Origin of the sequence: Caulobacter sp. 1776, from assembly GCF_040545685.1 — a bacterium.
In the GTDB taxonomy this organism is placed as follows: domain Bacteria; phylum Pseudomonadota; class Alphaproteobacteria; order Caulobacterales; family Caulobacteraceae; genus Caulobacter.
Genome location: NZ_JBEPMI010000005.1, coordinates 398,913 through 423,219, shown reverse-complemented (window position 1 = coordinate 423,219; position 24,307 = coordinate 398,913). Strand labels below are relative to the sequence as shown.

General features: G+C 68.9%; 26 protein-coding genes, 1 tRNA gene and 1 pseudogene. 16 read left to right on the top strand and 12 right to left on the bottom strand.

The window, feature by feature from the left end; translation table 11 throughout:
- Positions 1-67: 67 nt before the first annotated feature.
- Entirely contained in the window at positions 68-1,558 is a 1,491-nt protein-coding gene (gene glpK / locus ABIC66_RS15800) for a glycerol kinase GlpK (protein ID WP_354071218.1), read from the bottom strand.
- 161 nt (positions 1,559-1,719) lie between these two features.
- Here glpK and ABIC66_RS15795 point away from each other — a divergent pair, with 161 nt between their 5' ends.
- The 3 genes from ABIC66_RS15795 to ABIC66_RS15785 all read left to right on the top strand — a co-directional run bounded on the left by ABIC66_RS15795 (position 1,720) and on the right by ABIC66_RS15785 (position 4,238).
- Positions 1,720-2,805 (top strand): DUF2336 domain-containing protein, encoded by a 1,086-nt coding sequence (locus tag ABIC66_RS15795; RefSeq protein WP_354071217.1) that lies wholly within the window; start codon positions 1,720-1,722, stop codon positions 2,803-2,805.
- Between the two features lie 43 nt (positions 2,806-2,848).
- Positions 2,849-3,631 (top strand): NAD kinase, encoded by a 783-nt coding sequence (locus ABIC66_RS15790; RefSeq protein WP_354071216.1) that lies wholly within the window; start codon positions 2,849-2,851, stop codon positions 3,629-3,631.
- A 118-nt stretch (positions 3,632-3,749) separates the two neighbouring features.
- The gene (locus ABIC66_RS15785) at positions 3,750-4,238 is read left to right on the top strand and encodes an Hpt domain-containing protein (RefSeq protein WP_354071215.1); all 489 of its coding nucleotides are present in this window, start codon (positions 3,750-3,752) and stop codon (positions 4,236-4,238) included.
- Positions 4,239-4,243: 5 nt separating this feature from the next.
- On the opposite strand, the gene ABIC66_RS15780 is transcribed toward ABIC66_RS15785, so the two are convergent.
- The 3 genes from ABIC66_RS15780 to folD are packed head-to-tail and all read right to left on the bottom strand — an operon-like array spanning position 4,244 to position 6,934.
- Positions 4,244-5,650, bottom strand: a complete 1,407-nt coding sequence (locus ABIC66_RS15780) for a D-arabinono-1,4-lactone oxidase (RefSeq protein WP_354071214.1) — start codon at positions 5,648-5,650, stop codon at positions 4,244-4,246.
- Positions 5,651-5,663: 13 nt separating this feature from the next.
- Positions 5,664-6,020, bottom strand: a complete 357-nt coding sequence (locus tag ABIC66_RS15775; protein ID WP_354071213.1) for a c-type cytochrome — start codon at positions 6,018-6,020, stop codon at positions 5,664-5,666.
- A 20-nt stretch (positions 6,021-6,040) separates the two neighbouring features.
- On the bottom strand, positions 6,041-6,934 hold the full coding sequence (gene folD, locus ABIC66_RS15770; protein WP_354071212.1) for a bifunctional methylenetetrahydrofolate dehydrogenase/methenyltetrahydrofolate cyclohydrolase FolD: 894 nt from the start codon (positions 6,932-6,934) through the stop codon (positions 6,041-6,043).
- A 96-nt stretch (positions 6,935-7,030) separates the two neighbouring features.
- Here folD and amaB point away from each other — a divergent pair, with 96 nt between their 5' ends.
- The 5 genes and pseudogenes from amaB to ABIC66_RS15745 form a co-directional block, all read left to right on the top strand.
- Positions 7,031-8,554 (top strand): L-piperidine-6-carboxylate dehydrogenase, encoded by a 1,524-nt coding sequence (gene amaB, locus ABIC66_RS15765; RefSeq protein WP_354071211.1) that lies wholly within the window; start codon positions 7,031-7,033, stop codon positions 8,552-8,554.
- Between the two features lie 61 nt (positions 8,555-8,615).
- Positions 8,616-8,690: transfer RNA gene (locus ABIC66_RS15760), tRNA-Thr, on the top strand.
- 23 nt (positions 8,691-8,713) lie between these two features.
- On the top strand, positions 8,714-9,175 hold the full coding sequence (locus tag ABIC66_RS15755; protein WP_354071210.1) for a YaiI/YqxD family protein: 462 nt from the start codon (positions 8,714-8,716) through the stop codon (positions 9,173-9,175).
- Complete coding sequence (gene arfB / locus ABIC66_RS15750) at positions 9,172-9,594, top strand: alternative ribosome rescue aminoacyl-tRNA hydrolase ArfB (RefSeq protein WP_354071209.1); 423 nt, start codon at positions 9,172-9,174, stop codon at positions 9,592-9,594. The genes ABIC66_RS15755 and arfB overlap by 4 nt, the downstream gene beginning before the upstream one ends.
- 1 nt (position 9,595) lies before the next feature.
- Positions 9,596-9,734, top strand: a pseudogene (locus tag ABIC66_RS15745) (hypothetical protein); the annotation flags it as partial.
- A 12-nt stretch (positions 9,735-9,746) separates the two neighbouring features.
- Here the strand turns inward: ABIC66_RS15745 and ABIC66_RS15740 are convergent.
- The 3 genes from ABIC66_RS15740 to ABIC66_RS15730 form a co-directional block, all read right to left on the bottom strand.
- A complete protein-coding gene (locus ABIC66_RS15740; RefSeq protein WP_354071208.1) occupies positions 9,747-10,274 on the bottom strand; it encodes a MarR family winged helix-turn-helix transcriptional regulator in 528 nt (175 codons plus the stop codon).
- Positions 10,275-10,479: 205 nt separating this feature from the next.
- Positions 10,480-10,695, bottom strand: coding sequence for a hypothetical protein (locus ABIC66_RS15735; RefSeq protein ID WP_354071207.1), 216 nt, complete (start codon positions 10,693-10,695; stop codon positions 10,480-10,482).
- Between the two features lie 62 nt (positions 10,696-10,757).
- Positions 10,758-11,258, bottom strand: a complete 501-nt coding sequence (locus ABIC66_RS15730) for a GcrA family cell cycle regulator (protein WP_354071206.1) — start codon at positions 11,256-11,258, stop codon at positions 10,758-10,760.
- A gap of 280 nt (positions 11,259-11,538) precedes the next feature.
- On the opposite strand from ABIC66_RS15730, the gene ABIC66_RS15725 reads away from it, so the two are divergent.
- The 4 genes from ABIC66_RS15725 to ABIC66_RS15710 are packed head-to-tail and all read left to right on the top strand — an operon-like array spanning position 11,539 to position 13,155.
- Positions 11,539-12,048 (top strand): c-type cytochrome, encoded by a 510-nt coding sequence (locus ABIC66_RS15725; protein WP_354071205.1) that lies wholly within the window; start codon positions 11,539-11,541, stop codon positions 12,046-12,048.
- Between the two features lie 2 nt (positions 12,049-12,050).
- Entirely contained in the window at positions 12,051-12,434 is a 384-nt protein-coding gene (locus ABIC66_RS15720) for a nuclear transport factor 2 family protein (RefSeq protein WP_354071204.1), read from the top strand.
- Entirely contained in the window at positions 12,431-12,802 is a 372-nt protein-coding gene (locus tag ABIC66_RS15715; RefSeq protein ID WP_354071203.1) for a nuclear transport factor 2 family protein, read from the top strand. Before ABIC66_RS15720 ends, ABIC66_RS15715 begins: the two co-directional genes overlap by 4 nt.
- Positions 12,799-13,155: a nuclear transport factor 2 family protein gene (locus ABIC66_RS15710; protein WP_354071202.1), complete on the top strand. Its 357-nt coding sequence runs from the start codon at positions 12,799-12,801 to the stop codon at positions 13,153-13,155. Before ABIC66_RS15715 ends, ABIC66_RS15710 begins: the two co-directional genes overlap by 4 nt.
- Here ABIC66_RS15710 and ABIC66_RS15705 read toward each other — a convergent pair.
- The 4 genes from ABIC66_RS15705 to ABIC66_RS15690 all read right to left on the bottom strand — a co-directional run bounded on the left by ABIC66_RS15705 (position 13,152) and on the right by ABIC66_RS15690 (position 20,398).
- A complete protein-coding gene (locus ABIC66_RS15705) occupies positions 13,152-15,515 on the bottom strand; it encodes a thiamine pyrophosphate-binding protein (protein ID WP_354071201.1) in 2,364 nt (787 codons plus the stop codon). The genes ABIC66_RS15710 and ABIC66_RS15705 overlap by 4 nt on opposite strands.
- A 15-nt stretch (positions 15,516-15,530) precedes the next feature.
- Positions 15,531-18,674: an efflux RND transporter permease subunit gene (locus tag ABIC66_RS15700; RefSeq protein ID WP_354071200.1), complete on the bottom strand. Its 3,144-nt coding sequence runs from the start codon at positions 18,672-18,674 to the stop codon at positions 15,531-15,533.
- Entirely contained in the window at positions 18,674-19,819 is a 1,146-nt protein-coding gene (locus tag ABIC66_RS15695) for an efflux RND transporter periplasmic adaptor subunit (RefSeq protein WP_354071199.1), read from the bottom strand. The genes ABIC66_RS15700 and ABIC66_RS15695 overlap by 1 nt, the downstream gene beginning before the upstream one ends.
- Before the next feature lie 120 nt (positions 19,820-19,939).
- Positions 19,940-20,398: a hypothetical protein gene (locus tag ABIC66_RS15690; RefSeq protein WP_354071198.1), complete on the bottom strand. Its 459-nt coding sequence runs from the start codon at positions 20,396-20,398 to the stop codon at positions 19,940-19,942.
- A 45-nt stretch (positions 20,399-20,443) separates the two neighbouring features.
- On the opposite strand from ABIC66_RS15690, the gene ABIC66_RS15685 reads away from it, so the two are divergent.
- The gene (locus ABIC66_RS15685; protein ID WP_354071197.1) at positions 20,444-20,668 is read left to right on the top strand and encodes a hypothetical protein; all 225 of its coding nucleotides are present in this window, start codon (positions 20,444-20,446) and stop codon (positions 20,666-20,668) included.
- A 56-nt stretch (positions 20,669-20,724) separates the two neighbouring features.
- Here the strand turns inward: ABIC66_RS15685 and ABIC66_RS15680 are convergent, their stop codons facing one another.
- Positions 20,725-21,498 (bottom strand): class II aldolase/adducin family protein, encoded by a 774-nt coding sequence (locus ABIC66_RS15680; protein ID WP_354071196.1) that lies wholly within the window; start codon positions 21,496-21,498, stop codon positions 20,725-20,727.
- 153 nt (positions 21,499-21,651) lie between these two features.
- On the opposite strand from ABIC66_RS15680, the gene ABIC66_RS15675 reads away from it, so the two are divergent.
- From ABIC66_RS15675 to ABIC66_RS15665, 3 genes are read left to right on the top strand one after another with little or no spacing between them, the layout of a single operon-like run.
- Entirely contained in the window at positions 21,652-22,311 is a 660-nt protein-coding gene (locus ABIC66_RS15675) for a DUF969 domain-containing protein (protein WP_354071195.1), read from the top strand.
- Entirely contained in the window at positions 22,308-23,264 is a 957-nt protein-coding gene (locus ABIC66_RS15670) for a DUF979 domain-containing protein (protein WP_354071194.1), read from the top strand. Before ABIC66_RS15675 ends, ABIC66_RS15670 begins: the two co-directional genes overlap by 4 nt.
- Positions 23,261-24,256: a DUF2891 domain-containing protein gene (locus ABIC66_RS15665; RefSeq protein WP_354071193.1), complete on the top strand. Its 996-nt coding sequence runs from the start codon at positions 23,261-23,263 to the stop codon at positions 24,254-24,256. The genes ABIC66_RS15670 and ABIC66_RS15665 overlap by 4 nt, the downstream gene beginning before the upstream one ends.
- The last annotated feature ends 51 nt before the right edge of the window (positions 24,257-24,307 follow it).

Here is a 24,307-nt window from a genome sequence, read left to right as displayed (position 1 = left end):
TCTCCGCTTCTGATTTTTGTCAGACGCTAGAAATCATGACAGCGATGTCGTCACAACCGGCCATCGACTAAAGTCTCACCCTGGGCACCGCATCGAGCCACCGGGCATAGGCCGCTTCGCGCTCATGCGCCTTCAGGCCCGGCGCCAGGGTCTCGGCGGCGGGACTGACCTCGGCGGCCGCCTCGACCGAGGCGTAGAGCCCCGCGCCGACCCCGGCGAACAGGGCCGCGCCCAGGGCGGTCATTTCCTGATAGCTGGCCCGCCGCACCGGGACGCCCGTCAGGTCGGCCAAGCGCTGCGAGAACCAGGCGCTCTTGGACATGCCGCCGTCGATGCGCATCTGCGCCGCCTCGCCGAACGCCGAGGGCGCGTCGGCCCGCATGGCCTCGATCAGGTCGCGGCTCTGCAGAGCGCAGGAGTCGAAGGTGGCCGCCGCGATCTCGGGCAGGCCGGCGTCGCGGGTCAGGCCGAAAATCCCGCCGCGCGCCTCGGCGTCCCACCAGGGCGCGCCAAGGCCCGTGAAGGCCGGCACGACGACGACGCCGTGATCGGGCTTGGCCGCCCGCGCCAGGGCCTCGGCGGCGCGCGGGCCACCGGTGATGCCCAGCCCCTCGCCCAGCCACTGAATCGCGGCGCCGGCGACGAAGATCGAGCCTTCCAGGGCGTAGGTCGTCTTGCCGTTCACCCGGGCCGCCACCGTGGTCAGCAAGCGCGAGCGCGACACCGGACGCGTCTCGCCCGTATTGACCAGCATGAAGCAGCCGGTGCCGTAGGTGGCCTTCATCTGCCCGGGGGCCACGCACCCCTGCCCCATCAGCGCCGCCTGCTGGTCTCCGGCCACGCCCCGGATCGGGACCTCTCGGCCCAGGATCTTGGCGTCGGCCGCGCCATAGTCGTCGACGCAGTCCAGCACCTTGGGCAGCAGAGCGCCGGGCACGTTGAACAGATCCAGCATCTCGGCCGACCAGGCTTGCGCCGCGATGTCGAACAGCAGGGTGCGCGAGGCGTTGGTGGCGTCGGTCGCATGGACCGCCCCACCCGTCAGCCGCCAGATCACCCAGGTATCCATAGTGCCGACCAACAGCTCGCCCGCCTCGGCTCGCGCTCTGGCGCCGGGGACCTTGTCGAGAATCCAGGCGATCTTGGTCCCCGAGAAATAGGGATCCAGCAGCAGGCCGGTGACCTCGGTGACGCGCGGCTCATGCCCCTCGGCCTTGAGCCTGGCGCAGACCTCGGCCGTGCGGCGGTCCTGCCAGACAACCGCCGGATGGATCGGCCGGCCGGTCCTGCGGTCCCAAATCACCACCGTCTCGCGCTGGTTGGTGATGCCGATCGCGGCGACGTCGGCCGCGCGGCCCGAACTCTCGACCGCCTCACGCAGCACCGCCACGCAGGCGGCGTAGATCTCCTCGGCGTCATGCTCGACCCAGCCATCGGCCGGATAGCTCTGGCGCAGCGGCCGCGAGGCCTCCGAAAGGGGCTGGCCGGCGCGGTCGAACAGGATGGCCCGGGTGCTGGTCGTGCCCTGGTCCAGGGCCAGGATCAGGTCTTGGCTCACGTGTCCTCCGCTCAAGCTTGCGACATCTCGACGCGGTTAGGGGGCGTCGGCGTTCTTGGCCTGTTTAAGCATGTTTTCATTTGGGGGCCGCAAGGTCATCCTTATCGGGTCTTCTGGATTCGAGGAGGCTGGTCATCCAAGCCATCGAAATCGCTTCGCTCATGAAGCTGGCACGCAGTCGCGAGGCCGGTGATCGTGAACGCCTGCTCACCGGCATCATCGATCTCTGCGAGGCCGGCCAGGCCAGCGGCGAGCCGACCCATCCCGATATCCAGGCCCTGCTGAATTCGATCTTCATGACCCTGGTGGTCGAGGCCGAGCGCGACATCCGTCATCGGCTGTCCGAACGCCTGGCCGACGCCGACTGGGCCCCGTCGGCCCTGATCAACATCATGGCGCTGGACGAAATCGAGATCGCGCGTCCGATCATCGCCCGCAGCCCGGTGCTGCAGGATCACGACCTGATCCGCCTGCTGGTCCAGGCCACGCTGGAGCACCAGATCGAGATCGCCCGCCGGCCGAGGCTGCAGGCGGCGGTCGTCGAGGCGATCATCGAGCGGGACGAACCGGCCGTACTGACCGCCCTGGCCTCGAACGACACCGCCGACATCTCGCCCACGGCCATGAGCCGGCTGGTGGATCGCTCGCGCGAAGTGGTCGCCCTGCGCTCGCCGCTGGCCCGCCACCCCAAGCTTTCCAGCGATCTGGCGGAACAGCTCTACCTGCTGGTCGGCCGTACGCTGCGCGACACCCTGACCAGCCGCTTCAGCCTGGATCCAGTCAAGATGCAGGCCGCCGTCGACGAGGCTCTGCGCGCCTCGCATCGCGGCGACTCCGACAACGAGATCGGCCCGGTAGAACTCGATGAGGACCGCGAGGAGATGGAGCGCTCGCTGATCGAGAAGCTCGACTCCGCCGGCCAGCTGCGGCCCGGCTACCTGCTGCGCGTGCTGCGCGAAGGCCGCCTGCAGCTGTTCGTCATGGCCCTGGCGCGCCTCGGCAAGTTCGAGGCCGCCCAGATCCGCCGCGCCATCGACAGCGGCCGCCCCGAACTGCTGGCCCTGGCCTGCTCGGCCGTCGGCATCGACCGCAGCGTCTTCCCGACCATCCTGGAGCATGTCCGCCAGCTGAACGGCGGCCGTCCGGGCGGCGGCGAGGAAGGCGTGCGGCGCGCCGCCAGCGCCTTCGGGCCCTTCACGCCCGACATCGCCGGCATGGCGTTCCGGCAGGCCGTCGGCTCCGCCTGACCACCGGTTTGACAAGCGGCCGGGCTTCCCGCCTCTTGGCCCCATGTACCAAGCGCAACCCTTCGTGACTCGGCTGTCCTTCAAGGCCAGCGATCGGCCCGAAGCCCAGGAAGCGCGCGAACGCCTGACCGCTCGCTATGGCGATGTCGGCGAGGAGAACGCCCAGGCGATCGTCGCCCTTGGCGGCGACGGCTTCATGCTGGAGACGCTACACGAGGCGATCGCCAGCCAGACCCCGATCTACGGCATGAACCGCGGCTCGGTCGGCTTCCTGATGAACGAGTACAGCGAGGACGGCCTGCTGGAGCGGATCAACGCCGCCGAGCGCGCCGTCATCCATCCGCTGGCCATGGTCGCCATCGATTCGCGCCGGACCCAGCATCGAGCCCTGGCGATCAACGAGGTCTCGCTGCTGCGCCAGACCCGCCAGACCGCCAAGCTGCGCATCTCGATCGACGGCAAGGTGCGGATGGGCGAGCTGGTCTGCGACGGCGCCCTGCTGGCCACGCCCGCCGGCTCGACGGCCTACAACCTCTCCGCCCACGGCCCGATCATTCCGATCGACGGCCGGGTGCTGGCCCTGACGCCCATCTCCGCCTTTCGCCCCCGCCGCTGGCGGGGCGCCCTGCTGCCGCAGTCGGCCCGCGTGACCTTCGAAATCCTGGAGGCCGACAAGCGCCCGGTCAGCGCCGTGGCCGACAATTTCGAGGTCCGCGACGTGCTGGAGGTCCATATCTCCGAGGATCGCGCGACCTCGCTGTCCATGCTTTTCGATGCGGGCCGCAGCCTTGAAGAAAGAGTTCTGGCCGAACAATTCTCCGCCTGACTTGAAGACCTCCTGGGACACCTGAGACGTTGGGTCGCATAGAAACCCTGGTCTCATCCAATGTTAACGCCTGCTATGTTAGCGGTGTTCAACTATCCGCCGCCGGGGAGGCGAACCCGTGACGAATAAGACCACCGCCGAGGTGATCCAGGTGCCGAATATGCTCAAGCTCAAGGTGGGTGGACGCGGCGGCATCGACATGGCCGCGATCGCCAAGGCCGAGGCGGCTCTCAAGAGCCTGTCCGGCAACTTCTCCCAATGGCTCAACGACGAGATCGTCAAGCTGGAAGCCGCCCGCCAGGCGGTGCGCTCGGAAGGCCTGACCGCTCAGACGGTCGAGACCCTGTATCTGCGCGCCCATGACCTGAAGGGCCTTGGCGCCACCTACGAGTTTCCGCTGATCACCCGCCTGTCGGCTTCGCTGTGCAAGCTGATCGACGAGCCGGAGACGCGCCTGTCGGCGCCGATGTTCCTGGTCGATGCGCATATCGACGCGATCAAGGCCTGCGTCCGCGACGACATCAAGGTCGACACTCACCCGGTGGGCAAGGCCCTGGTGACCGAGCTGGAAGCCCGCGTCGCCGACTATCTGAGCTCGGCCGCCTAGAGCGGCTAGGTCAGGCCGAACAGGCCCTTCAGGTACGGGTTCAGCATCCGGCCTTCCGGATCCAGGTCCTGGCGCACGGCCAGGAAGTCCTTCCAGCGCGGATAGATCGCCGCCAGCTGCGCGCCGTTCAGCGTGTGCAGTTTGCCCCAGTGCGGCCGGCCGTCGTAGCGGCGGAAGATCGGCTCGATCAGCGCGTACAGAAAACTGAAGTCGTCACGGTAGTAGGCGTGCACCGCCACCGAACCGCGCGGCCCGCCCTGGAACGGCGACAGCCAGGCGTCGTCCGGCGCGATGCGCCGCGCCTCGATCGGGAAGAAGACGTCGGGACGCTCCTTCTCGATGACGCGAACGACTTCGGCCAGAGCCTTCAGCTGGTTCTCGACCGGCAGATGGAACTCCATCTCGTTGAAGCGCACCGGGCGCTCGGTCGACAGCAGCTTCCAGCCTTCGTCGACGGCGGTCTCGGGCTTGGCGCTCGACAACAGGGCCTTGGCGGCCGCCTTGCGTAGCGGCGTGGCGAAGCCCAGCAGGTTGCGCAGGCCCCGTAGCGCCTCGAGGAACTCGGTATCCTGGTCGGGGCCGCGCGCCAGGGCCGGGTCGTCGGTCTCGTCGTGGCTGATATTGGCCGCCAGTCCGGTGAACGGCACGGCGTAGAACTCGAAATTGCGATGCTGGGCCCAGCGCTGGTCGGCCTTGGCCAGCGCCTCCTCGAGCGGCTCCAGCCAGACGCGGCGGCGCAGGCGGCGGTTGGCGCTGGTCCGGATCTTCACCTGGGTGATCACCCCCAGCGACCCCAGCGAGACGCGGGCGGCTTGGAAGATCTCGGGATGCCTCGTTGCGTCGGCGTCGATGACCTTGCCTTGCGGCGTGACCAGGCGCAGCGCCGTGACGTCGCCGTGCAGAGCGCGGATCGTCTGGCCCGTGCCATGGGTGGCGGTGCCCAGCGCCCCGCCCAGCGACTGCTTGTTGATGTCCGGCAGGTTCGGCAGCGCCCGGCCCTTCTCGGCGAGGAGCGGGCCTAGGGCGCCCAGCCGCGTGCCGCTGCGGACGATGGCCTCGTCGCCGTCCCAGCCCACGAGGCCGGCCATGGCGTCCAGCGACATCAAGGTCCCGTCGGTCGGAGCCAGGGCGGTGAACGAGTGGCCCGCGCCCACCGGGCGGATCGGGGCCTGGGCGACCTTGAGCGCCGTGGCCAGCTCGCCCTCGTCCTTGGGAGCCAGGCGGGCGGCGGGATAGGCGTGCTGCACGCCCGACCAGTTGCGCCAGAGCAGCTTGCCCCGCGGATCGACCGAGGCCGGCGACGGCGGTTCGGGCTTGTCTCCGGTGGCGACCACATAGGCCGCGCCCGCGCCGCCGGCGACCACCGCCGCTCCGGTTCCGCCCGCGATCAGGGCCCCGCGCCTGGAGATCATGTCGCCCCTCGCCTTACTTCGCGGAGTCTTCGCGCCCCGCCATGAACCTTATCAGGGCTCGGAAATCGGCCGGGGTGCAAGTCGCGCATTGGCCGGTGGCCGGCATGGCGTTGAAGCCCTGGATCGCGTGATCCAGCAGGACCGGCTCGCCCTGCTTCCAGCGCGGATCCCAGGCGGCGCGGTCGTGGACCAGCGGCGCGCCCGTACCCGGAACGGCGTGGCAGGCGTGGCACGAGGTTTCGTACAGGGCCGACAGCCGCGCGTCGGCCGGGCGCAGCGCCAGGGCCTGCTCCGGCGTCGGCGGCGGCGGCGGCTTGGCCCCGCAGGCGGACAGGATCAGGGCGGCCGCGACGAAGACGAGCGCCCCCATTCTTCCACCTAGAGGAGCCATCAAGCGATCCCCGACAGGCGCTTGGCGGCCGTCAGCGTATTGGCCAGCAGGCAAGCGATGGTCATCGGTCCGACTCCCCCCGGCACTGGCGTGATCGCGCCGGCCACGGCCTTAACCTCGTCGAAGGCCACGTCGCCGACAAGCCGGGTCTTGCCCGCCGCCGCGGCTGCCGGATCGCGGGCCGGGAAGCGGGTGATGCCGACGTCGATGACCACCGCGCCCGGCTTGACCCAGTCGGCCTTGACCATCTCGGCACGGCCGACGGCGGCCACGATGATGTCGGCCTGGCGGACGATCGACGGCAGGTCCTGGCTGCGCGAATGGGCGATGGTCACGGTGCAGTCGGCCGCCAGCAACAGCTGGGCCATCGGCTTTCCCATCAGGTTCGAGCGGCCGATGACGACGGCATTCTTGCCCGAGAGGTCGCCGACCACGTCTTTCAGCAGCAGCATGCAGCCCAGCGGCGTGCAGGGCGTCAGAGCTGGCAGGCCGCTGGCCAGGCGGCCGGCGTTGGTCACGGTCAGGCCGTCGACGTCCTTGTCGGGCGACAGGGCGGCCACGACGTCCGCCTGGCTGATGTGCGGCGGCACGGGGAACTGGACCAGCACGCCGTGGATCTTCGGATCGGCGTTCAGCTTGGCGACCAAGGCCAGCAGCTCGTCCTGCGAGGTCTCGGCCGGCAGGCGGTGGGTCTCGGAATACATGCCCGCTTCCTGGGTCTGCTGCCCCTTGCTGCGGACATAGACCTGGCTGGCCGGGTCCTCGCCGACCAACACCACGGCCAGGCCGGGCGTGATCCCGTGCTCGGCCTTCAGGGTGGCGACCTCCTGAGCGACCTTGGCCCGCAGATCGGCCGCGAAGGCCTTGCCGTCGATAATCGTCGCCTGGGTCATGGGGGTCTCCTGTCTTGGCCCGTCCCTAGCCGGTCGTTGTATGCCATGCAACGCCGAGGGGTTGACCCTGTCCCGGCCTCGGCGTGTGCTCACCGTATGACCCAGGCTTTCCCGTCCCCCGCCGCCGAAGCCCGCGCGCTGCTGGCCAAGCTCGGCGTCCCCGCGCTTCCCGCTGATGGCGGGCTCCCCGTCCGTAGCCCGATCGACGGCGCGGTGCTGACCCACGTCCCGCAGGACGACGCCCGCGAGATCGGCGCCAAGGTCTCGGCCGCTTGTCACGCCTTCGCGGCCTGGCGGATCGTCCCCGCCCCGCGCCGGGGCGACCTGGTTAGGCTGTTCGGCGAGGAACTGCGCGCCGCCAAGCCCGACCTGGCCGCCCTGGTCACCCTGGAGGCCGGCAAGATCGCCTCCGAGGCGGCCGGCGAGGTCCAGGAGATGATCGACATCTGCGACTTCGCCGTCGGCCTCTCCCGCCAGTTGCACGGCCTGACCATCGCCTCGGAACGCCCCGGCCACGCCATGCGCGAGACCTGGCACCCGCTGGGCCCGGTGGCGGTGATCAGCGCCTTCAACTTCCCCGTGGCCGTCTGGGCCTGGAACGCGTGCCTGGCTTTGGTCTGCGGCGATCCGGTGATCTGGAAGCCGTCCGAGAAGACGCCGCTCACCGCGCTCGCCACCCATGCGATCCTGCGGCGCGCCCTGGCCCGGTTCGACGACGCGCCGGAGGGCCTGTGCAGCGTCGTCCAGGGCGGCCGCGACGCGGGCGAGCGCCTGGCCCGCGATCCGCGCATCGCCCTGGTCAGCGCCACCGGTTCGACCCGGATGGGCAAGGCCGTCGCGCCGCTGGTCGCCGAGCGCTTCGGCCGCTCGATCCTGGAACTGGGCGGCAACAACGCCATGATCGTCACGCCGTCGGCCGACCTGTCGCTGACCTTGCGCGCCATCGTCTTCTCGGCCGCCGGCACCGCGGGCCAGCGCTGCACCAGCCTGCGCCGGCTGATCGTCCACGAGAGCCTGGTCGACAAGGTCGCCGACGCCGTCGAGACCGCCTTCCAGCGGCTGCCGATCGGCGATCCGCGTGACCCCAAGACCCTGCTGGGTCCGCTGATCGACCGGGCCGCCTACGAGGCCTTCGTCGAGGCCATGAACCAGGTCCGGGCCGAGGGCGGGACCGTCAGCGGCGGCGAGCGGCTGCTGATCGACGAGCATCCGGCCGCCTACTACGTCCGCCCCGCCCTGGCTCGCCTGCCGGCCCCCGCGCCGTGCATGCAGCGCGAAACCTTCGCGCCGCTGCTGCACGTCGTTCCGTATACGGACTTCGACGAGGCGGTGGCGATCCAGAACGACGTCCCGCAGGGCCTGTCCTCCTGCGTGATGACCAACGACGTCCGCGAGGCCGAGGGCTTTCTGTCGGCCGCCGGCAGCGACTGCGGCATCGCCAACGTCAATATCGGCCCCTCGGGCGCCGAGATCGGCGGCGCGTTCGGCGGCGAGAAGGAGACCGGCGGCGGCCGCGAGAGCGGCTCCGACAGCTGGAAGCAGTACATGCGCCGGCAGACGGCGACCGTGAACTATTCCGGCGCCCTGCCGCTGGCCCAGGGGGTGCGGTTCGATCTGTAGCCGCCCTTGCCGTCCGCGCTGGCAAACGGCATAAGCCCTGACCTCGGGCCTTCGGGTCCATGCCGGCTTAGCACAGCGGTAGTGCAGCGGTTTTGTAAACCGAAGGTCGCGGGTTCGATTCCTGCAGCCGGCACCATTCTCATTTCCGAGATCAGGGCGATGGCCGCCATCCTCTTCATCGACGCCGACGCCTGTCCCGTGAAGGACGAGTGCTACAAGGTCGCCGCCCGCCATGGGTTCAAGACCTTCGTGGTGTCCAACAGCTGGATCCGCGTGCCGCTGACGCCGGTGATCGAGCAGGTGGTGGTCGACGCCGGTCCCGATATCGCCGACGACTGGATCGCCGAACGCTGCGGCCCCGGCGACGTGGTGGTGACCAACGACATCCCGCTGGCCGACCGGGTGTTGAAGGCCGGCGGCGCGGCCGTGGCGCCGAACGGCCGGGTGTTCTCGGCCGACATGATCGGCTCGGCCCTGGCCTCGCGCTCGATCGGCGAGCACCTGCGTTCGATGGGCGAGGTCACCAAGGGTCCCGCGGCGTTCGCCAACGCCGACCGCTCGCGCTTCCTGCAGGCGCTGGACCAGTTGGTGGTCAAGGCCAAGCGCGCGGGCCCAAGATGATCGAGATCACGTCCTGGCTGCGGATCGACGAGGACGAGCTGGTCTGGAAGGCCACGCGCGCCTCGGGCCCCGGCGGCCAGCACGTCAACAAGACCTCGACGGCCATCGAGCTGCGGTTCGACGTGCGCAACTCTCCCGCCCTGCCCGAGGACGTCAAGGCGCGGCTCGAAACCCTGGCCGGCAGCCGCCTGACTCAGGACGGCGTGCTGATCCTGTTCGCGCAGGGCTCGCGCTCGCAGGAGATGAACCGCCAGGACGCCCAGGAGCGCCTCGTGGACCTGATCCGCCGCGCCACCGAAAAGCCCAAGCCCCGCAAGGCGACCAAGCCGACCTATTCCAGCAAGCTCAAGCGGCTGGAGGGGAAGACGCGGCGGTCGGGGGTCAAGTCGATGCGCGGCAAGCCTCGCGGCGAGGATTGAGACAAGCGCCCCCTCCGTCTCGCCGCGTATCCGCGGCGATCCACCTCCCCCGCATGCGGGGGAGGATGACGCGACCTCCCTCCTCACCCGTGAAACGGGGGAGGTGGCGCGGCGCCGATAGGCGACGTGACGGAGGGGGCGTTCTGACGCGCTTACGCCGTCTCCGGCGGCGCCGGCGTCGAGAACGCGATGACGTCCTGCTTCCAGTCCGGCTCGACGATCAGGCCGGTCAGCATTTTTTGCAGGTAGCGGGTCATGGCCGCCTGCTCTTCCGTGGTCAGGTTCGAGCAGATGTCGCGGTTCAGCGGCCGGATCTCGGCGCGGATCTTTTCCAGCAGCGCGCGGCCGGCGTCGGTCAGGCAGACGACGACGATGCGGCGGTCGCTGGCCGAGGCCTCGCGGGCCACCAGGCCGTCGGCGATCAGGCTGTCGATCGAGCGGGTCAGCGTCGTGCGATCGGTGGCGGCCAGCTTGGCCAGCCGGGTCATCGACAGGTCGCCGAACCGGCGCAGCGAAATCATCGCCACCCACTTGGCGAAGGTCAGACCGTGCCGGCCCAACAGGTCGGCCGCCATCGCGCGCCGATGCTGCTCGGTCTGATAAAGCAAGTAACTCAGATAGCTCGGTAGCGGCAGCGCGTGGTCGTCGACCACGTCGGCGCGCTTGTCCCCCTCACCCATAATCTGTTCCGCCCCCACAAAACGGCGATCTGTGTGTCATAAGGTTAACGGCCACGCAATCTGCGGTGTCCGCTACGGAAACGAAAAACCCCGCGAAAGGCTTCGCGGGGTCATCTGTTTCAATTTATACGGGAATTTTGAACGCGCTCGGCGAGGTTTCGGGCGATTCTTCCGTTCGCGATCATGACGATCGCGGAGCTGAGCCCTACGCGTCGGCCGTGGCGCGATTGCGGTTGCGGCCGCGGGTCAACCAGTCGTCGGGATAGGTTTCACGCACGGTGATCGACTTGAACTGGGTGACGGGGATCTTGGCGTGGTCCCCGGGGTTGAGGTCGCGCGACACCGAATGGCCGGCGAACTCCTCGATGATGGTGATCACTTGGCTGCTGCCGGCGGCGTTCTCGATCAGGACCATGTTCATGGGTTTTGCTCGGTGATCTCGAAGAGGTTGTGAAGGCGTTCGGAAGAGGCTCGAAGGATGCTTTAGGCCAGGCTGGGCTGGACCCGCTCCTTCAGGCCTTGCAGGGCCCAGGTCTCGACCGCCTTGCCGCCGGCCAGACGACGGAAGGCGCCCTGGCTGTGCTGCTCGCAGTACGAACCGCGGGCGCTGGTCTTGGGACGGCCGCAGAAGCCGAAGTCGTCGTTCTCGGGATGGCCGATCGGCCAGCGGCACGAATGGGCGCCCAGGCCCAGGATGCCCGAGGTCGGCAGCAGGTCCTCCTCGGTGCGCTCGAAGCGCGGGGCGACGTGGGGGGCCGCGGTGGTTTCGCGGGTCGGGCGACGCGCGGGGATCCGCGACGGCGAGCGCACCGTGGTGACGCGCTGGCGGACGGGAGTTTCGCGGACGGTGATGCCCAGACGATGCACCTTGCCGATCACCGCGCTGCGGCTGACGCCGCCCAGCTGACGGGCCACCTGGCTGGCGCTGAGGCCCTCGAGCCACAGCTTCTTCAGCGTCGCGGTGCGTTCTTCGCTCCAGTCCATGATCTTGTTTCCCAGCCCAGCCCGGAGCCAGCCCGCTCCGTGGAGAAAGGGGTAAGATTTATGGTTAACGACCGTCAAATGGTTATGTGCAGACCCACGGTTTGCGATTTCACTTTTCGCCAGAAGAATCACGTAGATACCGACAATTGTCGCAGGGCTCCGCTTGGGAGCCTCTTAAGGAACATTGTTCCGTGACAAGCTGGGGACCCTGATTTTATAAGGGTTTGGAATGCGTCGCGCCGTCGCAGACCGTGCGGCGAAACGTCAGTCGGGGACTATCATGCGCACGTCGAACCTGGCCGCCCTGGCCGCTCTCTGCGTTATCGCTTCGGCGTGTTCAAAGGATGGCGGCGGCTCCGGCGAGGCGCCGGCCTCGGCCCCGGCGGACGCGCCCGCCGCCGCCGCGGCCCCCACCGACGCGCAGAAGGCCGCGGCCCTGGCGGCCCTCCCCGCCCCGTACAACACCGGCGACCTGTCGAACGGCCAGAGCAAGTTCGCCCTCTGCCGCTCGTGCCACACCATTACCGAGGGCGGTCCGGACCTGACGGGTCCCAACCTCTACGGCGTGTTCGGCCGCAAGGCCGGGTCGAAGGCGGGCTACGCCTATTCCGACGCGGTGAAGGCCGCCGGCTTCACCTGGGACGCCGAACACCTGGACAAGTGGTTGACTAGCCCGCGCGAGTTCCTGCCCGGCACCAAGATGACCTTCGCCGGCCTGCACGACCCCAAGGACCGCGTCGATCTGATCGCCTATCTGAAGGTGGAGACGGGCTACAAGCCGGCTCCGTAGCCGTGCGCCCGGCCCCGCCCGAGATCGAGGCGCTGGTCCAGCGTCTCTACGACGCCAACCAAAGGCGCGACTTCGAGGCGTTCCGGGCCCTGGTCACGCCCGACCTGGAATGGCCCGACCTGACGCGCGGCGGCCTGCTGACCAGCCCCGAGGCGGTGCGCGACTACTGGACCTACAACGATGCGTCGATCCGTGTGGAGATTACGCCCGTCGAGATCCATGTCACGGACGACGGCCGCGTCGTGGTCGACGCCAACCAGGTGGTCTGGAACCGCTCCGGTCAGCTGTGGTCGGACATGTGCGTGCGGCATTGTTACACGCTCCGCGGCGGCCTGTTCTGGCGCATGGATATCCTCGACAAGGGGGACTCGGATCCAGGCCCATGACGCCCGACGAGGATCGGATCGCTAAGCTGTACGCGGCCATCAACGCCCGTGACCTCGACGCGATCGTTTCCTGCTACGCCCCCGCCGCGCGCTTCACCGACAACCTGGAAGGCGGCGTGATCGACGGTCTGGACGGCGTCCGCGCCCATTTCACCCAGTTGCTCGGGTCCGTCCGGCTGGAAATCAAAGCGATCGAGCTGGCGCGCGAGCCCGATGACCGTCTGCGGGCCCATCTGCGCGTGGTGACCCGGGGGCCCGGCGGCGGGCTCTGGCAGGACGGCGAGATCACCGTCTGGTATCGTCTGGAGCGGGGGCTGATCGTCGAACAAGTCGTCGACGAGGGCGGCCGAGACGGAACAGCGCCATGAGCAGGCTGCAAGCCGTGCTGGAGAAAGCGTTCGCGGCTTTCAACGCCCGCGATCTGGCGGGCATACGCGCCAGACTGCATCCCGAGGTGATCTGGCCCGACACGCTGGAGAGCGGCCCGCCGTTCGTCGGCCGCGAAGCCGCGATGGCCCAGTTCGCCCACATCTTCGCGACCATCGTGCCGAACATCGAGCTGATCCGCGTGCTGGAGGAAGGCGCGGACGTCCTGACGGTCGAGGCCCAGTACTCGGTCGAGAGTCCGGACGGCCACATCTGGACCGACACCCGCGCGACCCTGACCTATCACTTCCGCGACGGACTGCTGAGCGGGATGACGATCGTGGGCGGGTTCTAGGCCAGCAGGTCCGCGCAGGCGTCCAGCACGGCCTCAGCGTCCAGGCGGTACTTGCCGTAGAGATCCGGCAGGTCGCCGGACTGGCCGAACACCTCCAGGCCCAGGGCCCGCACGCGCTGGCCGCGCACCGAGCCCAGCCACGACAGAGCCAGGGGCGCGCCATCGGTCAGGGTGACGAGGCCGGCGTCGCGATCCAGCGGGGCGAGAAGCGTCTCGATGGTCGAGGCGCGCGCGCCCTCCCCTGTCCAGCGCGCCCGACCGGCGGCGGTCCAGTCGCGGTGCAGGACGTCGGCCGAGGTCACGGCCAGCAGCCCCGCCTCGGGCATGTCCTCGGCCAGGGCTTCGAACGCGGCCAGGGCCTCGGGGGCCAGGGCGCCGCTGTAGACGACCGCCAGCTTCGCACCCGGCGCGGGCGGCTTCAGCCAATAGGCCCCCTCGACCACGCCTCGGCGCCAGGCGTCGTCAGTCCGCTCGGGCTGGGCGATCACCCGGGTGGACAGGCGCAGATAGGTCGAGGCGCCGTCCTTGGCCTGGATGCGGTCGAAGGCGTGGGCCATCAGCACCGCCGTCTCGTCGGCGAAGGCCGGCTCGTAGGTGTCCAGGCCCGGCTGGGCCATGCCGATGACGGCGGCGTTGATCGACTGGTGCGCGCCCCCTTCGGGAGCCAGCGTCAGGCCCGAAGGCGTGGCGACCAGCAGGAAGCGGGCGTCCTGGTAGCAGGCGTAGTTCAGCGCATCGAGACCGCGGGCGATGAACGGGTCATAGAGCGTGCCGACCGGGAACAATCGCTCGCCGAACAGCGGTGCGGTCAGGCCCAGCGCCGCCAGGGCGATGAACAGGTTGTTCTCGGCGATGCCCAGCTCGACGTGCTGACCGGTCTCGGCCTTGGACCACACCTGGGCCGAAGGGATGCGCCGGCGCTTGAAGACGTCCTCGTGGGCGCGGCGCTGGAACACGCCCCGCCGGTTCACGAAGCCGCCGAGGTTGGTCGACACCGTCACGTCCGGCGAGGTGGTGACGACGCGGCCAGCGAATTCGTCCTTCCGGGCGGCGATCTCGAACATCACCTTGCCGAAGGCGGCCTGGGTCGACTGCTCGCCGTCGTTCTTGCCCCCGACGACGGCGGCCAGCAGGTCGTCGGCGGTCGGGGTCGGGATGGTCGGGGCGACGTGCTGGCGCTCGACCTCGGCGGCGAAGGGCGCGCGGGCGATCAGACCCTTCAGCGCCGTGCGCTCGGCCGCCGACAGGCCCGACAGCGGATCCCACTCCTCGCCCTCGACGACGCCCAAGCGCTCGCGCAGCTCGGCGATCTGGGCCGGGGTCATCAGGCCGGCGTGGTTGTCCTTATGGCCCTGGAACGGCAGCCGCAGGCCCTTGACCGTATAGGCGATGAAGAAACGCGGCCGGTCGTCCTGCCCCGCTTTCTCAAACGCTTCCAGCAGCGTCTCCAGACAGTGGCCGCCCAGTTCGGTCATCAGCTCGGCCAGGTCGACGTCCTTGTAGGATGCGATCAGGGCCAGGGTCTTGGGACTGTCGGCGAGGTCGGCGTTCAGCCGCTCCCGCCACGCCGCGCCGCCCTGGTAGCTGAGGGCCGCGAACAGGTCGTTGGGGGCGGTCTCGATCCAGTCGTGCAGCCTGTCGCCGCCCGGCTTGGCGAAGGCCTCGCGCTGGCGCTTGGACCACTTCAGCGTCTCGACGGTCCAGCCGGCGGCCTCGAAGATCTCGCCATAGCGGGTGAACATCCGGTCCTGGGTGGTCGCGTCCAGGCTCTGACGATTGTAGTCGACGATCCACCAGGTGTTGCGGATGTCGTGCTTGCAGGCCTCGATCAGGGCCTCGTAGATGTTGCCCTCGTCCAGCTCGGCGTCGCCCAGCAGCGAGATCATCCGCCCCATGCGCTCCGGCTTCACCGACCCGCGCGCGGCCAGATAGTCCTGGGTCAGCGAGGCGAAGGCGGTCATGGCCACGCCCAGGCCGACCGAGCCGGTCGAGAAGTCGACGTCGTCCACGTCCTTGGTGCGCGAGGGGTAGGACTGGGCCCCGCCCAGCGCGCGGAAGCGCTTGAGGTTCTCCAGGCTCTGACGGCCGAACAGGTGCTGGATGGCGTGGAAGACGGGGCTGGCGTGCGGCTTGACCGCCACCCGGTCCTGCGGCCGCAGCGCCTTCATGTAAAGCGCCGTCATCAGGGTGGTCATCGACGCGCTGGACGCCTGGTGGCCACCGACCTTCAGGCCGTCGCGGCTTTCGCGGAGGTGGTTGGCGTTGTGGATCGTCCACGCCGCCAGCCAGAGAATCCGTTCCTCGAGACGGCGCAGCAGAGCTATTTCCTGCCGCTTGGCCGTCAGAGAGCCGTCAGCCATGCTTCCTCACCTGCACTATGCAGGCGAGGTTTGCCCCTCGCCCGTCTTTTCTTGGGCTTCATACTCTTCGATCTGGCGCGTCGTCCACTCCGGCGACTTCGTGAAGCGCGCCAGCAGGTCATAGAACACCGGAACGATAAACAGCGTCAGCAGGGTCGCGAAGATCGAGCCGGTGAAGATCACCGAGCCGATCGTCTTGCGGCTGCCCGCGCCCGCGCCGGCCCACAGCATCAGCGGCAAGGCGCCCATGGCTGCCGAGATCGAGGTCATGATGATCGGGCGCAGGCGCAGGGCCGCCGCCTCGATCACCGCCTCCCGCACGGTCAGCCCTTCGTCGCGTAGCTGGTTGGCGAACTCGACGATCAGGATGCCGTTCTTGGTGGCGATGCCGATCAGGATGATGAGGCCGATCTGGCTATAGGTGTTGATGGTCGAGCCCATCACCAGCAGGCCGAACAGGCCGCCCAGCGCCGCCAGCGGCACGGTCAGCATGATCACGGCCGGGTGGATCCAGCTCTCGAACTGGGCCGCCAGCACCAGGAACACCAGCAGCAGGGCCAGGCCGAAGGCGATGGCGATGCCGCCCGAGCCTTCCAGATAGTCCTTGGCCTGGCCGCCCCATTTGATGCTGATGCCGGGCGTCGGGCGCTGATCGGCTTGGTCCTTCAAGAAGCGCACGGCATCCTCGACGGTGAAGCCGGGGTTCAACTGGGTGGTCAGGGTCACCGAGCGCAGGCGGTCGACGCGCGGACGATCCGGCGTATCGCCCCGCAACTGGGTCGTCACCACCGTCGATAACGGCACCAGGGCGCCGGAGCTGGTGCGGACGTTCAGCCGGTTCAGGTCCTCGACACTGCGGCGCTGGTCGAGGTTGGTTTGCAGGATGACGTCGTATTCCTGGCCGTTCTTGATGTAGGTCGTGGCCTTGCGCGAGCCGAACATGGTCTCCAGCGCGCGGCCGATCGACTGGGCCGAGACGCCCAGGCTGGCGGCCTTGTCGTTGTCGATCTGCACCGACAGACGCGGCGAGGTCGGCTCATAGTCCAGGCGCGGCCGCGAGAAGCCCGGATTGTCCTGAGCCTCGGCCAGGATCGGCTTCAGCCAGTCGGCCAGCTGGACGTAGTCGTTGCCGACGGCGATCAGGTCGACATTGGTGCCGCCGCCACCGCCGCCGCCACCGCCCCGCTGGAACGGGCCGCGCACGCTGGCGATGGCCCGCACGCCGGTGATCTTGGAGAGGTCCTTGTTCAGCTCGGCGGCGACCTGGTCGGCGGTCTTCTTGCGCTCGCCCCAAGGCTTCATGACGACGACGCCGTTGCCGCTGTTGAACTGGCTCTGACCGAAGCGCGGAATGGTCAGGATGGTGCGCTCGGCCTCACCCTGCTCGCGATACTTGCCGATGATTTTCTCGACCTTCAGGCCGATCGCCTTGGTGTAGTCGAAGCCCGAACCCTCCGGCGCCGTGATCGAGACGTCGACTCGGCCGCGGTCTTCCGGCGGGACTAGCTCCTTGGGCAGGGCCGCGAACAGCAGGGCCGCGAAGGCCGCCAGGATCACGACCATGCCGCCGGCGATCGCCGCCGACCAGCCGCCCAGGATGCTCTCCAGCGAGGCGCGGTACGAGGCTTTCAGCGCGTCCATGGCCGCGTTGACCCGGCGGGCGATGAAACCCTCGCCGTGAGCGGGGCGCAGCAGCTTGGAAGCCATCATCGGCGACAGCGACAGGGCCAGCAGGGCCGAGAAGCCCACGGCGGCGGCGATGGCCACGGCCAGCTCGACGAACAGGCGGCCGATATAGCCGGGCAGGAACATCAGCGGCGCGAACACCGAGATCAGCACGATCGTGGTGGCGACGACGGCGAAGAACACCTGGCGGGTGCCGCGCTCGGCGGCGACCAGGGCCGGCTCGCCCTCGTCCACGCGGCGCTGGATGTTCTCGACCACGACGATGGCGTCGTCGACGACCAGGCCGACGGCCAGCACCAGGGCCAGCAAGGTCAAAAGGTTCAGCGAGAAGCCCAGCGGGGCCAGGATGATGAAGGTCGACAGGATGCAGATCGGCGCGACGACCGAGGGGATCAGGGCCGAGCGCCAGCTGCCCAGGAAGATCAAGTTAACCAGCACCACGAGGCTGATCGACATGCCCATGGTGATCCACACCTCGTGGATGGCCTCGGCGGTGAACACCGAGTTGTCGACGGCCACGACCATCTTGGTGCCCGGCGGCAGGGTCTCGTTGATGACGTCCACTTCCTTGCGGACCGCCTCGGAGATGGCGACGTCGTTGGCCTGCGACTGGCGGGTCAGGCCGATGCCGACCTGGTCGACGCCGTTGCCGCGGAACAGCTTGCGGCGATCGTCCGGCCCCTCCTCGATCCGGGCCACGTCGCCCAGGCGCAGCACGAAACCACTGGCGTCGGCGGGCCGCAGCGGCAGGCGCGCGAAGTCCTCGGGCTTGGCGTAGCTGCGGGCCACGCGGATGGTGAAGTCCTTGGCGGTGCTTTCCAGCGCGCCGGCCGGCAGTTCCAGGTTCTGGGCGTTCAGGGCGTTCTCGACGTCATCGACCGAAATGCCGCGCGCGGCCATCTCGTTGGCGTCCAGCCAGATCCGCATGGCGTAGATCTTGGCGCCGAACAGATTGGCCTGGGCCACGCCGTCGATCGTCGACATGCGCTCGACCAGATAGCGGTCGGCGTAGTCGGCCAGCTGCAGCGCGTCCAGCGTCGTCGAGGTCAGGTTCAGGACGATGATCGGCGAGCTGTCGGCGTTGGCCTTGGCGATCTGCGGCGGGTCGGCCTGGTCCGGCAGGTTGCTGGTCACCCGGCTGACGGCGTCGCGCACGTCGTTGGCGGCCGCGTCCAGATCGCGGTCGAGGTTGAAGGTGATGGTGATCTGCGAGCGGCCGTCGCGGCTGCTGCTGTTGACGCGATCGATGCCCTGGATGCCAGCCACCTGGCGCTCGATCACCTGGGTGATGCGCTCTTCGATGACCTCGGCCGAGGCGCCGCGATAGGCCGTCGAGACCGAGACCACGGGGGGATCGACACTGGGCAGCTCGCGGATCGGCAGCGACGAGAACGCCGCCAGGCCGATCACGCAGAGAATGATCGCCGCGACGGCGGCGAAGACGGGACGACGGACGGAAAGATCGGACAGCATCAGCCGGCCTTGCGGTCGGCGCCGCCCTTGTCTCCGCCTTTTTGGCCCTTGCCGCTTGGCTTGTCGCCGCCCTTGCCGCCCTTGCCGCCACCGACGGGCGCGCCGTCCTGGATGCGGTTCAGGCCGTCGGCGACGATCTTGTCGCCCTTTTTCAGGCCGGAGCGGATCTCGACGAAGCCGTCGGCGGTGATGCCGGTGTCGACGTCGGTGCGGCGGGCGATCATGCCCTTCGGCCCCTTGGCGATACGGAAGACCGAGGCCTGGTTGCCTTCGAACTGCACGGCCGCTTCCGGCACGGCGACGGCGGTGCGCACGCCCTGGTCGATGGCGACCTTGACCAGCATGCCCGGCTTCAGGCGGGCGCCGGCGTTCGGGAACTCGGCGCGAGCCTTGATGGCGCGGGTGGCGGGGTCGATGCGGGTGTCGATCTGGGCGATGTAGCCCTGGAAGGTCTCGCCCGGCAGGGCGTCGGGCCGCGCGGCGATCGGCAGGCCGACCCGCAGCGTCTGCAGATAGCGGTCCGGCACCGAGAAATCGACGCGGATCACCGAGACGTCGTCCAGGCTGACAATCGGGGTGCCAGCGGCGATCAGCATGCCCGGCGCCACGTCCGAGATGCCGACCCGGCCCGCGAACGGCGCGCGGAGCACGCGATCCAGCTTCTGGGCCTGGGCCGTGCCGACGGCGGCCTTAGCGACCTCGAGGGCCGACAGATACTGCTCGGCCGTGGCGCGGGGGGCGATGCCCTTGTCGGCCAGCGTCTTCCAGCGGTTGTAGTCGCGCTCGGCCTGGGCCAGGCGCGCCTTGGCCTCCGAGATTCCGGCGTTCTCCTGGTCGGCCTTCAGCTCGACCAGAACCTGGCCGCGCGAGACGGCTTGGCCGTCGGTGAAATGAACCGCCGTGATCAGTTCGGGGGTGTTGGAGGTGATCGTCACCGACTGCCGGCCCTTGGCCGCGCCCAGCACCTCGATGCGGTCGGTGAACGGCCGCTCGCCGACCACCATCTGCGAGACGTTGGTCGCCCGGCCGCCACCGCCCGCGCCCTTGGCGTCCTTGTTGGCGAAGGCCAGTTTAAGGCCGCCCACCACCAGCATCAGGACAACGGCGACCAGGGCCACCACGAGGAAGAAGTGCCTACGGATCAAGGAAACGCTCCGGGCGCCGAGCGGACTCGGCGAAGCTATCAAGTGCGGCGAGATATGACCGCAGCCTAAAGCGGCGTCCAGTGACAGGCGGATGACCGACTATTGCAGTTTTGAAACAAGCTACAGCTTGCGCCACAAGGCGAGCACCACGCCTTGGTCACGGGGGGTCTCGCGGCCGGAGACGGTGTCGCGCCATCCGGCCTGGACGCTCCAGTCGCCGAACGCTCGAGCGACCGAGATTTCGCTCTTCAGCCAGCGCGAGCGCACAGGACTGCGATCGGCCTGGCCGGCATAGGTCTGGGCCAGCAGGAGCCAGCGTTTGCTAGGCCGAAGGCCCAAGGTGGCGTCGACCCGCGTCTCGTCCGCCAAGCCCTGACGCTTCAGCCTAGCGGCCTCCAGATCGACATAGACCTCGCGCCCGCGCCACACGCCCGAACGGCCGTAGAGGACCCGCGCCTCCAGATCCAAGCTTCCTTGCCCGGGCGCGGCGTAGCCGGCGTTGCGGCCCGCGCCCGCTTCGCCGGCGCCCAGATAAACGGCAAGTGATGAGCGTTCGGTGCGCCGAACCGCCCAGCGCAAGCCCAGCTCGAGCGGTCCGCGTCCGGAATAATCGACCCAGCGATCGTGGCCGCGCGTGACGCCAGCCTTGGCCTGCAGGGTCAGGCGCGGGGTCAGGCCGCGTTCGACGAAGACCGACAGGGTCTCGTCGCGGCGGTGATCGATATCGACCAGCGCCGCGTCCGGGTCATAGCCTTGGTCGGCGCTCGTGCGCTCGTACTTGGCGATGAGCTGGGCGCGTCCCGGCTCGATCGGCCAGGCGCCGGCCCGCGCCAGATCCGCTGGACATGAAAAAGCCGCCGCGATCGCCAGGACCGCGGCGGCTTTCCAAACCTTCGAAGAGACAGCTAGTCCGCGTAGCCGGGCGACTCGCGGTCCAGTTTGCGCAGGCAGCCGGGCCAGGCCAGGCCGCCGATCAGTCCCATGCCCATGCCGGTCTGCTTGCGCACCTCCTCCTGCGCGCCGTCGGGCGCCAGAAGGACGTTGTCGCGTCCGATCGACAGAGCCATCACCTGCTGTGTGCACGCCCGCTCCAGGAAGAACATCCCCAACCAGCACTCCGCCGCCGAGGCGCCCACGGACAGGGTGCCGTGGTTGCGCAACATCATCAGCTTCTTGGACCCGAGGTCGGCCACCAGCCGCTCTCGCTCGTCCAAGTTGAGCGCAATGCCTTCATAATCGTGATAGGCGACCTGAGGCAAGACAATCAGTGAGTGTTGCGTCAACGGCAGCAGGCCTTCGCGATGGGCCGAGACCGCCACGCCCTGGTCGGTGTGCAGGTGCATGACGAAATGGGCGTCCTCGCGCGCGGCGTGGATGGCCGAGTGGATCGTGAAGCCCGCCGGATTGATGTAGTACGGCGTCTTGTCGACGACATTGCCCTCCAGATCGACCTTGACCAGACACGAGGCGGTCATTTCGCCGAAGAACATGCCGTACGGATTGATCAGGAAGTGATGCTCGGGCCCCGGGACGCGGGCCGAGATGTGGGTGAAGATCATGTCGTCCCAGCCGTGCAGGGCCACGAGACGATAGAGGGCGGCCAGATCGACCCGCGCCTGCCACTCCGCGTCGCTGACCTTGCCCTTGAGGGATGTAATCGGCAGAGCACCGTCGGCCATGGGGGCCTCCCGTAGGTTATCATTGTTACGTTGAGCGTCGCGCCGGGGCGCCTGACCGTCAAGAGGCTCGATAAGACGCCCTCCCCGCTTGCCAGCCTCGCCGGGGCGTCGGACCGTGTTTTCGAACGACACGAGTTTGGGGAATCGGGGCGGATGCTGACCTTGCTGGGCGTGGCGGTGATCGTGCTGGGCTTCGCCCTGCGCTTCAATCCGCTGCTGGTCGTGATCGCCGCCGCCCTAACCTCGGGGCTCACGGCCGGTCTTTCGCCGATCGAGGTGCTGGCCGCGTTCGGCAAGGCGTTCAACACCAACCGCTATGTCAGCGTCGTCTGGCTGGTCCTGCCCGCCATCGGGGTTCTGGAGCGCGCCGGCCTCAAGGAACAGGCGCGCAAGACGATCCAGGGCCTGCGGGCGGCGACGCCGGGGCGGATCCTGCTGGCCTACCTGGCCCTGCGCCAGCTGGGCGCGGCGCTGGGCCTGACCCACATCGCCGGTCAGGCCCAGACCGTCCGACCGCTGCTCGCCCCCATGGCCGAGGCCGCCGCCGAGCCGCTCTCCGATCGTCGTCGCGAGGCCGTGAAGGCGATGAGCGCGGCCACCGACAATGTCGGCCTGTTCTTCGGCGAGGACATCTTCCTGGCGATCGGCTCGGTCCTGCTGATCGTCGGGTTCCTCGACCAGAGCGGCATCGCGGTCGAGCCGCTGGCCGTGTCGATCTGGGCGATCCCGACGGCGATCGCCGCCTTCCTGGTCCACGGCGCGCGGCTGCTGCTGTTCGACCGCAAGCTCTCCAAGCCGGAGATCCAGGAATGATCGGCCTGCCGCTCGTCTATCTGCTGGCCGGCCTGATGTTCGCGGCCTTCGCCGGCCTCAGCGCCGCCGATCGCGAGAATCGCAAGCGCTTCGGCAACGCCGCATTCTGGGGCCTATTCGCGGTCAGTTTCCTGGCCGGCGACCGCCTGGGCGACCTTGGCAACGGGATCCTGGCCCTGGCTCTCGCCCTGATCGCCGGGACCGGCCAGCTGGGCGTCGGCGCGCCGAGAACCACCCCGTCAGAGGAGCGCGAGACGCTGGCGGCGATCCACGGCGCGCGCCTGTTCGTGCCGGCCCTGGTCATTCCCGTCCTGGTGCTGGTCGGCTCGCTGACCTTGAAACGCCTGTCGCTGCACGGTGCGCCGCTGGTCGACCCCAAGCAGGCGACCTTGATCGCCCTGGCGTTCGCGGCCCTTGTCGCCGCGATCCTGGCTCAGCTAATGTTCCGTCAGCCCGCCACCGCGCCGTTGCAGGAAGGCCGGCGGCTGATGGACCTGGTCGGCTGGGCCGCGCTCCTCCCGCAGATGCTGGCGGCCCTGGGCGCGGTGTTCGCGGTCGCCGGTGTCGGCAAGACGATCGGCGAGATCGCGGCGCAGATCACCCCGGTCGACAGTCGCTTCGCCGCCGTGGCCGCCTACTGCCTGGGCATGGCCATCTTCACGGTGTTGATGGGCAACGCCTTCGCGGCTTTTCCAGTCATGACCGGCGGCATCGCCCTGCCCCTGGTCATCGGCCGCTTCGGCGGCGATCCGGCCGTCGTCTGCGCCATCGGCATGCTTTCGGGCTTCTGCGGCACCCTGCTGACGCCGCTGGCCGCCAATTTCAACCTTGTGCCCGCGGCGCTACTGCAGTTGAAGGACCGCTACGCCGTGATCCGCGCCCAGGCGCCGACCGCGCTCCTGATGCTGATCGTCAACGTGGTGCTGATGAACGCCCTCGCTTTTCACCGATGAGCCTGGCCCGTTCCACCGCCTCGCGCTTCGCCAGGATCGCCCTGGGCCACCTGACCCGCGAATATCCGAACAAGCTTGACCACGTGATGGGCGGACTGGACGACGTCCGTTCGCCGCGCGATCTGCACCCGATCTTCTTCGGCAGCTTCGACTGGCACTCGTGCGTGCACGGCTACTGGCTGCTGGCCACCCTGCTGCGTCTGCGCCCGGAAATGGCCGAGGCCGAGACGATCGTCGCCGTGTTCGACGACGCCTTCACCCCCGACAAGGTCGCCGGCGAGCTGGCCTATCTGGCCCGCCCCGAGAGCCGGGGCTTCGAGCGTCCCTACGGCTGGGCCTGGAGCCTGATGCTTCAGGCCGAGCTGCTGCGCCATGACCGTCCGTGGGCCGACGTCCACGCGCCCCTGGCCGCCGCCTTCAAGGCGCGCTTCGAGGCCTTCCTGCCGATCGCCGACTATCCGGTCCGGGCGGGGACCCACTACAACACCGCCTTCGCCCTCGCCCTGGCCTACGAATACGCCGAGATGACCGGCGACCAGGCGTTCTTCGACCTTATGCAGAGCCGGGCCCTGGTCTGGTACGGCCAGGACGCCGCCTGCCAGGCCTGGGAGCCGTCGGGCGACGACTTTCTCTCGCCGGCCCTGATCGAGGCCGAGGCCATGCGCCGCCTGTTGCCGCGCGAGCGCTTCGAACTCTGGTTCCCGCGCTTCCTGCCGGATCTAGCTCAAAAGCAGCCCGCGACCCTGTTCTCGCCCGCCCGGGTCGCCGACCGCACCGACGGCAAGATCGCGCACCTGGACGGCCTGAATCTTTCGCGCGCGTGGTGCTGGCGGCTGCTGGCCGGGGCCATGCCCGAAGCCGACCCGGGCAAGCATCACGCGATCAACGCGGCGATGAACCATCTGGCGGCGGCCGTTCCGCACGTGTCCGGCGATTATATGGGCGAGCACTGGCTGGCGACTTTCGCCCTGCTGGCCCTGGAAAACGGCTGAGCGCCAAGCTTGGCCATACAACCCAGGCGTCACTATCGGCTTGCGCGAACC